This window comes from Pseudoselenomonas ruminis, from assembly GCF_008271295.1.
GTDB classification, from domain to species: Bacteria; Bacillota; Negativicutes; order Selenomonadales; family Selenomonadaceae; genus Selenomonas_A; species Selenomonas_A ruminis.
Genome location: NZ_VTOY01000001.1, coordinates 786,890 through 798,881 on the forward strand (window position 1 = coordinate 786,890; position 11,992 = coordinate 798,881).

Here is an 11,992-nt window from a genome sequence, read left to right on the forward strand (position 1 = left end):
CGTCAAGGAAGATGGACTCTTGATGATTGAGTCCGTCTTTTGCGTATACGAGGGAAACAGAATGCAGAAAAAAATATTGCTGGTAGATGACGATGAAAAATTGCTGGATGTTCTGGAACCATTTCTCCGCAACGAGGGCTTTGCCACCATCCGGGCCCAAGATGGGCTGGAAGCCTTGACGCTGATGATGAAACAGCCAGACCTGGTCGTCCTAGACATTATGATGCCTCACCTGGATGGCAAAGAGATCTGCCGCCGTATCCGGCAAATCAGCCAAGTTCCCATCATTATGCTGACTGCACTGGACGAGGAAGCAGACAAACTGGAAAGTCTGGATTTAGGCGCAGACGATTACATGGCAAAGCCCTTCAGCATGCGGGAACTAGCTGCCAGGATACGGGCAGTCCTGCGGCGAACCTCCGGCTCACTTGCCGATACATCCCCCCAGACACAACAAATTGCCGCCGGCGGCCTTGTCTTAGACAACCTGAGGCATACCGTGCAACTCAACGGCAAAATGCTGGAGCTTACCCCTATCGAATTTACCCTGCTGGAAGTATTGATGCGTCATCCTGGACAGGTGATGAACCGCCTGCAGTTGATGGAACAAAGCCATGGCTTTGCCTTTGATGGCTATGAACGAACCATTGACGCCCATATCCGCAACCTGCGCCGCAAAATTGAACAGGACACCCGCAAGCCCATGTATATCTTGACCGTGTATGGCGTAGGCTACCGCTTTGGAGGTGACGCTAGTGAATAAATGGCAAAGCATCCGCCTAAAATTGGCCGGAGGTACTTTTCTCCTTTTGCTCATCACCGTATGCAGCTTAATTGTGCTAATGAACGGTCAAATGGAGCGAGCCTTCCATGATTTCCTGCAACTTCATCATTCCGCAGCACCAATGCAGGATACGGCCGAAATGATGTTCCTGCACTCTGTCCATCAATCCCTTTGGTGGGTGGGGCTGTTTTTCATCGCCCTAGGTCTGGTGGCCAGCTATCTCCTATCCACCAGCATCACCAAGCCCCTGCGCCGCCTAACTGAGGCGGCTAAGGAAATCGGTCAGGGAAATTTCAACCAGCAGCTGCCAGCTTCGGCCCATGATGAAGTAGGCCAACTGACCCAGGTCTTCAACCAGATGGCTGAGGACCTATCACGCAATGAAAAATCACGGCGTGAGTTTTTCGCTGGCATTGCCCATGAACTACGGACGCCCCTAGCCATCCTGCAGGGAAATCTGGAAAACATCAGCAGCGGCATCACTCCCCCGGAACCGGAAATCATCTTCTCCATGCAGGAGGAAGTCATGCGCCTGAGCCGTTTGGTGACGGACCTGCGTGACCTGTCCCTGGCCGAAATCCGGGAACTGAAACTTCACCGAGAGCCCACCGATTTCGGCCAGTTAGTCCTGCAGCTTGGCCAGTTCATGCAGCCATTATTTGATGAAACCGGCCAAAAACTGCTGCTTGACGTGGCGGATAATCTGCCTATCGTATCCGTAGACCAGGACCGCATGCGTCAAGTCATCGGCAACTTATTAGCTAATGCCAGCCGTTACAGCGGCCCGGGAAGTACCGTGCAGCTTCGAATCCAGCAAAAAGATCATTCCCTGTGCATGGAAATACAGGATAACGGGCCTGGGATACCACCAGAAGATATGCCCCATATCTTTGAACAATTCTATCGCGGGGAAAAATCCCGCAACCGAAAAAACGGCGGCTCGGGAATTGGTCTGGCCTTAGCCCGCCATTATATAGAGATTCACGGCGGTACTATAAAAGCCGAAAACCTGCCAGTTGGCGGAGTACGCTTTGTAATCCTTATCGATTGCTAACCCTCAAGATATTCAATGCCTCGAAAGCAACAAAAGTTTTCCCAAAACCTATTGACTTCGAGTGGACTCCAAATGCTACACTAAAGGCATAGCAAGCGGTTCCCGATAATGAGGTGAGATTATGACCATAAAAGAAGTAAGTGAGAAATACGATTTGTCTGCTGACACCATCCGCTATTATGAACGGATTGGCCTTATCCCCCACGTCCCCCGCAAGGAGAACGGCATCCGGGACTTTGACGAGGCCTCCTGCGGCTGGGTGGAATTCATCAAGTGCATGCGCGGTGCCGGGGTGCAGGTAGAAGCCCTTATCGACTACGTCGCTCTGTTCTTCCAGGAAGGCACCGAGGCTGCCCGCAAGGATATCCTCGTGGAGCAGCGTGCCCGCCTGCAGGAACAGCTGGAAAACCTGCAAACCACCATGCAGCGGCTGGACTACAAGATTTCCCATTATGATGAGATTCTCAAATGCTCGGAAAAACTCAAATCATAATCCCCATCTTCCTTATTAACCCAAAATACAGAAAACTGGTGCCAGCCGCAAACTGACACCAGTTTTCCTTTTATTGCACCTTTAGGAGAATTTCCGCCAACAGTCCTCCGAATATTTTCCTTGACTTGAAGCTGGCTCCAAGTAGTAAAGTATAGTTGATGAATCATTTATATTTGAGGATAGACGCATGAAAAACGAACCAAAGAACAAAAACCTGCTCTCACGCCGCAGGTTTCTGAAAGGGATTGCCGCGGGGGGCTGCTGCTGGCCGGCGGTGCTTACTTTGCCAAGGGACCTCTCTACCGGCAGGCCGTCACCAGCGTACGGGCTCTGACCGAAGACCTGCAGGCCAGATTCCTGCGGCAGCTGATGACAGCGGATGCCGCCACCAGCCGGGTGCTGATGTGGCAGGCGGCCAGCAGGCTTTCCCAGCCACAGGTGGAATACCGGCATAAGGGACAACGTGATTCGCTGACAGTTGCCGCACAGGAAGACTTTTTCACCGATGATGGCGTGGAGAACCTGCAGTATCTGGCCCGGCTGGAAAACCTTACCCCGGAAACGGACTACGAATATCGTTTGGTGTCGGAAAGCCATGCCAGCGATTGGCACAGTCTCAAAACTGCCGGAGCTAAGACCTTCCAGTGCCTGATATTCCCCGACTCCCAGTCCAGCGATTACAGCGACTGGGAAAATCTGGCTCAGGCGGCGGCGAGGCGCAACCCCGATGCGGCCTTTTTCATCAACATGGGCGACATCGTGGACAATGGCGAAGACCACACCCAGTGGCAGGCCTGGTTCCATGGTGTGGACGGTATCATTGACCGCATCCCCTTTGCCCCTCTGATGGGCAACCATGAGACCTATGACCAGAACTGGAAGGTGCGCCTGCCCGAGGCCTATCTCCATTACTTTGCCCTGCCGGACAACGGCAGCAGGGATTTTGCCCGCTATTATTACGACTTCGACTATGGCGATGTGCATTTCATGGTGCTCAACAGCCAGTGGGATGAGACGGAAGCCTTCAAGCCCGGCCTGCTGGAAGAACAGAAGCAATGGCTGCAGCAAAGCGCGGCTGCCAGCACGAAGCGCTGGCAGATCGTGCTCATCCACAAGGACGTGCTGCAATACCGCATCACCAAGCGGCCCGAGCGGAAAGAGGGAATTTCCGGTTTGGGCGAGGCCTTCATGCCCCTCTTTGACCAGCTGGGCATCGATGTGGTCTTCACGGCCCATCTGCACACCTACCGCAACCGGGGACATATCCACAACTTCCAGCGGGATAGCAGCGGCCCGCTGTATATCCTCACGGGCGTGGCCGGCAATGTCCGCTATCCCGGCCTGTGGGTTGACCACGCGCTGGACGAAAAGGTGGCTCCCCAGCCGGAGACCGACAATTACCTGACCCTTGCGGCAGAGGAAAACCGTCTGATCATCAAGTGCTTCCTGCCAGACGGACAGGAAATCGATCAGGCAGTCGTTGAAAAACATGATCATAGCCCTAGTTTATCCTAAATCAGGAAAACTACTGTAACCTTCTCCAACGATTACACGATTTTGTAGCCGTGTTCCCCCAATGCCGTTAATGCTGCATTAAAATCGCCTTCCTTAACGAGGATATAATCTGTGTTGTAGGTGGATACGGCGAATATCCCTATCTTATTTTCTGCCAAAGACATTAACAGCGTATTATCCATCCCGCCACGAATATATTATCCATAGGATATACTTCCCCGCTTAAAAATCAAACGGTTTTATATCTAACACAGGGGTACCATCCATCATATCAACACCAGTAAAATATATACGATGCCCCTCGATTTTCGTTACTGTTACAACAGAAGCGCCAATGGGATTCGGACGATATGGCGCATGGGTAGAAAAAATCCCCATCATAGGACCAACGCCTCGGAACGGCACTTTAAGCTTCACGTCAGGGACTTTATCAAACCAGAATAACACTTCATATTTCTTGCCAGCTTCCATATCAGCCATAGCCTCAGCATATTCCTCCGAGATTTCCATCACAGCTTCCTGGTCAGGATACTCATCCCCACTTTTCGGTGTTGTTTCCCGCGTCTGATAAGGGGACTGTATGTAACCAATCGGCTTGCAAATCAATTCTTTCATTTTTTCTCCTCCTAATTTTAACCAAGGATCCATTCCCTGCACTCAAATCGATATTTCTATTCTACCTGCGGATGTTTCTAATTGGCAAGCAGCTGCATCAACCAATATCGTCATTTTCCAATTTCAGCCTTCTCCTATTAATAACGCAGCCCCCTTATACGCAATAAATTTTCTCTTTGTCCTTGATTATAACGAGTTATTGCCTTAAAGTAAAACCCCATTGGCAAAATATTTTCCCTTTTCCTAACCTAGGTTTGATTTACGCCTGGTCCAAAAGCATGGATACATCCATCGCTGATTTCTGTACCCATGTTGCTCCTTCCAACAAGAATGCAGCCAAAAAATACGCCCCCGCTGCTGATCCGGCCTATCCTCAAAAGCCGCGGTTGACAGCCATCAGCCTATCTGCTAGAATGTATATCCGTATCGGACGGCAAGTATACGACTACTTGCCAGATAAGGTGTCAAAAAACACCGGAACGGGTTATTCAGGCCAGATAAGATCACATTCTTATCTGGCCTGATTTTTTTCAACCAGAACGAAAGGATTTTAAACACATGTTAAAAGGTTATATTCTGCTCGCCATCGCTATTGCCCTGGAAATCGTTTCCACCTCCATGCTGAAGGCCTCCTGCGGTTTTACCAAACTGATGCCCAGAATCGTCTGCACATTGACAAGGATATCCCCTATAATAGACCACCATGTCTTTCTGACATAGTACATAATACGAGGTAATTTATGGACGAATCACTACTCCTATTCCTACAGCAAAATATCCGCACCGATTTCCTGACGCCTGTATTGATGCTAATCACCAGTATTGGCCATTATGGAGCCATCTGGCTGCTTATCGCAGTCCTTTTTTCCCTGCACCAATCTACCCGCCAGCAGGGAATACTGTCACTGATCGCCCTGCTGCTTAGTGGCGGTATAGCGGCCTGCCTAAAGCAACTGGTCATGCGTCCGCGTCCCTTTCTGCAAATTCCGGAAATCCTCCCTTTAGGGCTGCCTCCCCATTCCTTTTCCTTCCCATCCGGACATACCGTCTGTGCCTTCGCCGCAGCCTTTATCCTTTGGCGAACCTGCACAGGCTGGCAGCGATTCTTGTTTATGTTTTTCGCTATTGTCATGGCCTTTTCCCGGCTCTATGCAGGCGTTCATTATCCCACCGATGTGTTGGGCGGCATAATCGTGGCTTTTGTTGGCAGCAGCATCACCTGGCACTTGCGCAATAAAATCTTTAACCAATCAAAAAATGACAGGTAAAATTGAAATTTGACCTGTCATTTTTGCCTTCCATATATCTATTTATTGGCAAATCCATCACTACTTCCGCAAGAGTATTCTCCTTGCAGTACCCATGATCATGCTCCCCACTTGTCACTTATGCGCCCAGCATCAATGGTCAGCGAATCCGGATGAACCTCACAGCCCAGCATAAGGATTTTAACGCCTGACGCCTTGGCCTTTTCCAATGCCTCACCGAAGGCTGGATGAGTCTCCATATTTGGCCGTACTTCTTTTACCCTAGGCATCTGAATGACAAAAGCCAAGCCGCACCGATAACCTTCCTGCCTAGCTTTGATTAATTCATGGATATGCTTTACGCCCCGCTCGGTGGGCGCGTCCGGGAAATAGCCCACACCATCGATTTCTAAGGTACAGCCCTTGACCTCCAGCAGATATTTCTGTCCCTGCCGCTCCATATAGAAATCTATGCGGGAATCCCCATATTTATACTCCGGCTTGATGTAATCAAAACCTTGCCCCGCCAGCCATTCCTGCAGGATTTTGTTGGGCGCCTGACTGTCGATATTCACCAGGCCCAGGCCTGCTTTCTCCACCGCAATCAAATCGTAACGCGTTTTGCGGTTGGGATTATCCGCCGCCGACAAGATGACTCTAGCCCCGGGCAGCAAGAGTTCCCGGCAGCGGCCCGTATTCTTCACATGAACCGTTTCCTCACTGCCGTCAATCTCAACCTTGGCCACAAAACGATTGGGCCGGGCCAAAAATTTCGCCTGTTTTATCTTATGATATTGCATCAATCCAGCTCAACTTTCTTTGCCACAATATTGAATTTCCCCCTGCAACTGTTCTAAAAATTTCGCTGCATGCCCCCCATCCATTTGCACATGGTGAAACTGAAAGGACACCGGTAAAACGGTTTTGAAAAAACCTTTACGATATTTTCCCCACATAACCATTGGATTTGAGAATTTTTCCGTATACTGATTCACAATACAATCCAACTCTGTCTGTATCATTGCTGATGTGCCAATAATCATGCAGTCTTCAAGGAAATTGCTTTTACATTCCTGCGCCGCTTTTTCCGTTAATGTCAAGTAGTCCCGATTGAATTGCTCCAAATCAGCAGAAAAGGGAATATCGCAAGAGCTAATCCCGCCTTGTTTGTTGGCCACAATAACATTTATCCCCATTTTGTCGGGAACAAGGGCTTATAATGCTCGCTTTCCCCGGCAGTACCTCCTTTGCCATGATCATATAGTATCTGCATTTTTCCTCTCCATTTATCGTCTGCAATATCAATCAACACCGTTTCTTCGGCTGGGACAGGACAAAGCTATCGTCGATTCTCTGCTGTATCTCCATCATCGGTATGCTGCCATCCAGACATATCGTATACCAGTATTTTCGGTTCATATGCCAGCCGGGGAAATACCGCTTTCCATCCACCAGCGCGGCTACCTGTTCCGCCGTACCATGCAGGTTCATAATGCGGATAGGCTGGCTGCCGCCAAGTCCTATCTTGCTGGGATGCACCTTCATAAATACCGCATACCATTTCCTGGTCAGATGGGAGCGGATAACCGCCGCATCCGTATCCTTCCAGGGATATTCGATTTCGTCTCCATAGGTATTCTGCACATAACGCAGTAGTTCCTCTACATAAGCCCCATGGAAACTGCCATGCTCTCCGCAAGCCTCACCTATGCGGTTAAGCACCGCCTGATAGGCGGTTCTAACCTCTCCCACAAAGGCTCCCTAGGCATTTTCCACCAGATGCAGCACATAGGGTTCCTCTGATTCTATATCCAATAGCAGGGTTGATACCACACCGTCCTTGCTGACCTTTACTTGGAGACTGAAACTGCCTGCCAGCAAATCCTCTGCGTAGAAATATGCATCTCTGTCAAAGGCAAAGCCAAAGGGCTCCAGTTTATCCGCCATCAGCTTCGGTAATTCTCCTGCTGTGAGTTCATGCCATTCTTCTGTCTGCTTCGCTGTATTATCCGGCTCTGCTTCGGCCTCTACGCGAAGTACACCAGCCTGCTTCAACAGTTTTGTAAGCAATCTCTCCAATTTTTCCTTGAATTGCAGATTATCTTCCTCCGAGCGTTTCCGCGGCCCTTTCAAGTGGTGCTTGCCCGATGCCCCGCGGGCCTTCTTGGCAAGGTGACGTTCCATCAGGAGGCGCTCGATATTTTCATTGGTATACTGCCATCCATTTGGGTGAATGGCATAAGCTTTCCTTTCCAATGCCATAGCCGCTACTCCATAATCCTGCGTGACTACCAAATCCCCAGCCTGGCAGCAATTGACCAATGCAAAATCCACGGCATCTGCCCCCGCACCGATTACTTTCACCTCACTGTAATCCGAATGCAAAACGTGATTGGTATCGCATAGCAACACCACTGGCACCGCGTATTTTGCCGCCACCTCTTCTGTTTCTTTAATCACCGGGCAAGCATCTGCATCGACAAATATTTTCATTTTCCCCGCTTCAGTCCTCTCCTGTCAACGCAACGGCATTCCCACACCATTCGCCATAGATGAATTTCCGTCTCTTGATTATAGCGCTATTCTTCCAGTTTTACCATAGGCAAATCATCTTGACTACGAAAAGCATAAGCACATAAATAAAGCCTAGCCAAATTAGTGGTTATCATTACCAGTAATCACATCTTCAACAGCATCACATAGTGTCTGTATACGACCGAAAACATTTCCAATTGCCCCCCCAATTTGACGGCCAGCCCTGTTTATGTTTTCTAAATATGGTTTATAACTCAAAAAAATTTACACACTTATCTTGACAAACTCGCTTACGCGAGCTAAACAGCCATATTTCGCCTCTATCTATCCTAGAATATATTCTTTTCATTGTTTCATGACATTTATCAAACAGCTTCATTAGCATTCCTCTTTCCATTTTATTCAGTCATTATTTCCCGATTAATTAGATTAATTAGATTCATCATTCCGTCTCTCCTATAAAACCACCTTCTCTATATCAGAGAATACCTTATATGTCTATGTATTAGATATCTATTATTCTTATTGCTATCGCCCTCCCAACTTGCACTATTATCTTTGTCACCCCTATTATCACACGCACCGTAATAGAAAATATATTATATTTATCTCCTATTACCCTATCCCTAAATTCTAAAAAACTCTATAATTGTCATTAACATTTTTTTAGGATTTAATCTTATCCTAAAAAAAGCCGCTATTGTATGAAACCATTCATGCAATAGCGGCTTTTTCGTTATGTAACTTTCCCGAATAAAAGGATTCGTTTAGAAAATCTGACCTGGCAGTACCAGTTTTTCTTTATGTGGAAATGCCCGGTCAAAAGCCTCGGCCTCTCCCTCATCCACGAAGTATCCCTGTGGCGTAGCGTATTCGCCAGTGATGCCATCCAGGAATCCAGGTATCAGCTCTCGGCACAAAAAGAAGGATGCGTCCTCTCCCGCCGGTAACCCGTGATAGCGGATGCCGAATTTGCTGGCATAGTCAAACCCACTCTTGCCATAAAAGCCAATATTACCTTCAAAGCACAGAGCACCACAACCAATCTCGGCAGCTTTCTGGATACTGAAATCCAACAGCTTCTTGCCATAGCCCTGGCCTTTAAGCTCTGGACAGATACAGATTGGCCCCATGGTCATGATGGGGATTTTCCGCCCATCATCCGCTAGGATTTGCGCCCGCATGAAGATATTCTGGCCAATCAACCGGCCATCCTTCTCCATTACCCAGTCGAGCTCCGGCACAAAGTCGGGATCGTTTCGCAGGCAATGCAACACATAATGCTCGAGGCAGCCGGGACGATAGACGTTCCAAAAGGATTCGCGAACCAAGTTTTCAACGGCGCGATGTTCTTCTTGTTTTTCCAAACGGATCCGATAGTCATTTTTACTCATTGTTTATTTCCTCCTGATGATTGTTGACTACAATGCAGGGAGGTTTGCGTGAAATTGTAGTTACGCCAACCTCCCGGTCAGCCTACAATCTCCAAGGTGTTGTTCTTCAAACAGCAATCTCCTTAATACGAATAATCAATACACAGTTGAACGGAATCGTCCAACACTTATATTCTATTACGATATTCCATCTTCGTCAATCCGCACCGTTGCCCATTCGTTCCTGTTTTTCAACCACAAATTTTTCTGCCAACTGCTTCCCTATCTTAAGCCAGGCAGTATGCAGCTGCTCCTGCTGCTGGATTTCTTCAACCGGCAGGCCTGGCCCCTTATCTTCCTCATCAGCGATAAACACAAAGGGCTGGCGCGGTGCCTCGCGCTCGTCTACGCGCCGGAGCCTATCGGTAAACTCCATATCCTTGCCCTCTGGCTTGCGGCCGCGCAATACATCCCCGGCGGACTCCGCCTGCTTATCGTTCTCCTTGCCCAGCAGAGCATCCAACAGCTGTCCTTCCTCCTCAGCCTGGCGGCGCTGCATAGCGAGATAGTCAAGTCCCTGCGCTTCTTCCTGCTTGTGGTCCTGCTTTTGCTTCTGCTTGGCCTTGGCAGTTTGTACCGAACCGCCAAAGGTCTTGGCGATAGCCTCCTGCACTTCTTCCTCGAAGGATTCGCTCTCGGTGTCAATGGGACTGCCACCCTTTACCTGATTTATCATCTTGCGGATTTGATTGACGATGTCATTCTCCCCTTGCGGGTCTAGTTCATTCAAGGCGCTGGCTAATGTATCGTAAAACGAGTCATCCTTGCCATAATCCTCCAAGAACCGGTTCAGCTGCGTGGCCAGTACGCCAAAGGCGCCGCCCTGGGTGTTTTTCATGCGCATATCATAGCAAAACGTCTCTTCGTTGAAGGTCACTACGGGTGCCGACACCGCATCCCCATAAAGCGCCGCATAGGCGTCTTCATAAGTCGCATGGGGTTTTAGTATCTCGCCGACGGTATCGGTGATATATCCCTGCATCCACTGACGGACTACGGACTTCCCGTTTGCAATCTCCTGCTCCTGCGTCAGGGTTTCTTCGATGCCCGTCGCCTCGGTCCAGCGGTAATGCTTCGTAGCGATTTCCGTTACTGGCGTATAGAGGCTTGCCGATGTATCAAGAACCTCGGCAGACGTAGCCGCAGCCGTTGCTGGCGGCTTGTCCGCTATGGCAAAATCCTGCTCGATTGCCGGCAAACCTAACTCCTTATAAGTCGCCGGCACCAGCGAAAATTCGCCCATCGGAATCTCTGAAACGATCTGCTCCAGCCGCTTTTTATCCGCCTCGGGGTCATAAGGACTGCCCTGTGAATAGTACCTTTCATTGCACTGCTGATAATAGGCAATGCCACGCTCCAGCGCTGCCAGCTCATCCTCCCGCGTCCAGCCCTTTCCATAGGGCGTATAGGGCGCGTAAGCACCATTGGCTGGCTCCAGCCAAACCTTCCCTCCCTGTACGCGTGTCGATATGCCTTCCAGCAAATTGGCGGCGATATCCACCTGGTAAGCCGGTGCCGTCAGTAAAGACGCCGTATCTGCCGCCTTGCTCTGATTTTCTGCCATACTTCCTGCTTTATTGGCGGCACTTAGCTGGTAGTCGATAAAGCCAGCACTGGCCGCCTCTTTGGTGCCAATCATCATGCGATCATCCTCCTTGGCGCATCTTCCCCTCTCCCCTATATATCGAATATTTCTTAAAAGATATAAGCTTATTCCCAATATTCTATAAAAAACTAAAACGAGACCATCATTGAAGATGATCTCGTCTTACTGATTTGTCACACTTCTCGACCTGTATGGCTATTCTTTTTGCTTAAACCATCTTCAGCTAGCCAGTAACTTCTAAATTTATTGAAGCAGTCTCAACACGATTCCACTATTTTGATTAGCTTGCGCCAGCATTGCCTTGGATGTTTGCGTTAAGATATTATCCGTGACGTAATTCATCATAGATTTTGCCATATCAGCATCGCGAATAACACTTTCCGCACTGGTGGTATTTTCTTCGGCTGTGGTATTGTTATCTATGGTATATTTAAGTTTTGTCTGATACGCGCCCATACGGGTTAATTCATTCAGTGCGTAATCCAATGCCTCATCCAACTTTCCCAGCGCCTTTCTAGCTTCTTCTATGGGGTCAATTACCACATTCTGCAACCCCATAGCTTTGGTGTGCATATCATTGATATACACCCGCAAATGCTGATTCTGCTTAGGGCCATAGTGGATAATCAGCGGATTGCCCTCAAATCGCTTGCTCCTACGCTCATATTGAGGGTTTGGCTCTGGCGGGTCCGGCTCTGGCGGGTCCGGCT

At 49.0% G+C, this 11,992-nt stretch carries 16 protein-coding genes; 7 read left to right on the forward strand and 9 right to left on the reverse strand.

The window, feature by feature from the left end:
* Positions 1-61 precede the first annotated feature (61 nt).
* The 5 genes from FZ040_RS03635 to FZ040_RS03655 all read left to right on the forward strand — a co-directional run bounded on the left by FZ040_RS03635 (position 62) and on the right by FZ040_RS03655 (position 3,846).
* Positions 62-763 (forward strand): response regulator transcription factor, encoded by a 702-nt coding sequence (locus FZ040_RS03635; protein ID WP_149170724.1) that lies wholly within the window; start codon positions 62-64, stop codon positions 761-763.
* Positions 756-1,838, forward strand: coding sequence for a sensor histidine kinase (locus tag FZ040_RS03640; protein WP_149170725.1), 1,083 nt, complete (start codon positions 756-758; stop codon positions 1,836-1,838). Before FZ040_RS03635 ends, FZ040_RS03640 begins: the two co-directional genes overlap by 8 nt.
* A gap of 121 nt (positions 1,839-1,959) precedes the next feature.
* Positions 1,960-2,331: a MerR family transcriptional regulator gene (locus FZ040_RS03645; protein WP_074514607.1), complete on the forward strand. Its 372-nt coding sequence runs from the start codon at positions 1,960-1,962 to the stop codon at positions 2,329-2,331.
* Between the two features lie 187 nt (positions 2,332-2,518).
* Positions 2,519-2,665 carry a twin-arginine translocation signal domain-containing protein gene (locus tag FZ040_RS14220; RefSeq protein WP_149170726.1) on the forward strand — a complete coding sequence of 49 codons (147 nt, stop codon included), beginning with the start codon at positions 2,519-2,521 and terminating at the stop codon, positions 2,663-2,665.
* Positions 2,666-2,700: 35 nt separating this feature from the next.
* Positions 2,701-3,846, forward strand: coding sequence for a purple acid phosphatase family protein (locus FZ040_RS03655; protein ID WP_255448722.1), 1,146 nt, complete (start codon positions 2,701-2,703; stop codon positions 3,844-3,846).
* A gap of 32 nt (positions 3,847-3,878) precedes the next feature.
* Here the strand turns inward: FZ040_RS03655 and FZ040_RS03660 are convergent, their stop codons facing one another.
* Together FZ040_RS03660 and tsaA are read right to left on the reverse strand one after the other, a co-directional pair.
* Entirely contained in the window at positions 3,879-4,028 is a 150-nt protein-coding gene (locus FZ040_RS03660; RefSeq protein WP_369407134.1) for an ACT domain-containing protein, read from the reverse strand.
* Positions 4,029-4,068: 40 nt separating this feature from the next.
* Positions 4,069-4,461 (reverse strand): tRNA (N6-threonylcarbamoyladenosine(37)-N6)-methyltransferase TrmO, encoded by a 393-nt coding sequence (tsaA, locus tag FZ040_RS03665; RefSeq protein WP_187620224.1) that lies wholly within the window; start codon positions 4,459-4,461, stop codon positions 4,069-4,071.
* Positions 4,462-5,019: 558 nt separating this feature from the next.
* Here tsaA and FZ040_RS03670 point away from each other — a divergent pair.
* On the forward strand, positions 5,020-5,181 hold the full coding sequence (locus tag FZ040_RS03670) for an SMR family transporter (protein WP_149170729.1): 162 nt from the start codon (positions 5,020-5,022) through the stop codon (positions 5,179-5,181).
* Positions 5,182-5,201: 20 nt separating this feature from the next.
* Positions 5,202-5,729 (forward strand): phosphatase PAP2 family protein, encoded by a 528-nt coding sequence (locus tag FZ040_RS03675; protein WP_149170730.1) that lies wholly within the window; start codon positions 5,202-5,204, stop codon positions 5,727-5,729.
* 98 nt (positions 5,730-5,827) lie between these two features.
* Here FZ040_RS03675 and sfsA read toward each other — a convergent pair whose 3' ends face one another.
* From sfsA to FZ040_RS03715, 7 genes are all read right to left on the reverse strand, one after another.
* Positions 5,828-6,508, reverse strand: coding sequence for a DNA/RNA nuclease SfsA (gene sfsA / locus FZ040_RS03680; RefSeq protein WP_149170784.1), 681 nt, complete (start codon positions 6,506-6,508; stop codon positions 5,828-5,830).
* Positions 6,509-6,517: 9 nt separating this feature from the next.
* The gene (locus FZ040_RS03685; protein ID WP_255448723.1) at positions 6,518-6,886 is read right to left on the reverse strand and encodes a CatA-like O-acetyltransferase; all 369 of its coding nucleotides are present in this window, start codon (positions 6,884-6,886) and stop codon (positions 6,518-6,520) included.
* A 127-nt stretch (positions 6,887-7,013) separates the two neighbouring features.
* On the reverse strand, positions 7,014-7,460 hold the full coding sequence (locus tag FZ040_RS03695; protein WP_149170731.1) for an MmcQ/YjbR family DNA-binding protein: 447 nt from the start codon (positions 7,458-7,460) through the stop codon (positions 7,014-7,016).
* A gap of 9 nt (positions 7,461-7,469) precedes the next feature.
* A complete protein-coding gene (locus tag FZ040_RS14090) occupies positions 7,470-8,201 on the reverse strand; it encodes a YaiI/YqxD family protein (RefSeq protein ID WP_222930937.1) in 732 nt (243 codons plus the stop codon).
* Between the two features lie 809 nt (positions 8,202-9,010).
* Complete coding sequence (locus tag FZ040_RS03705) at positions 9,011-9,637, reverse strand: GNAT family N-acetyltransferase (RefSeq protein WP_149170732.1); 627 nt, start codon at positions 9,635-9,637, stop codon at positions 9,011-9,013.
* A gap of 196 nt (positions 9,638-9,833) precedes the next feature.
* The gene (locus FZ040_RS03710) at positions 9,834-11,318 is read right to left on the reverse strand and encodes a hypothetical protein (protein ID WP_149170733.1); all 1,485 of its coding nucleotides are present in this window, start codon (positions 11,316-11,318) and stop codon (positions 9,834-9,836) included.
* A gap of 207 nt (positions 11,319-11,525) precedes the next feature.
* Positions 11,526-11,992 (reverse strand): flagellin (locus FZ040_RS03715; RefSeq protein ID WP_255448724.1); only part of this gene is annotated, 467 nt, incomplete at its 5' end.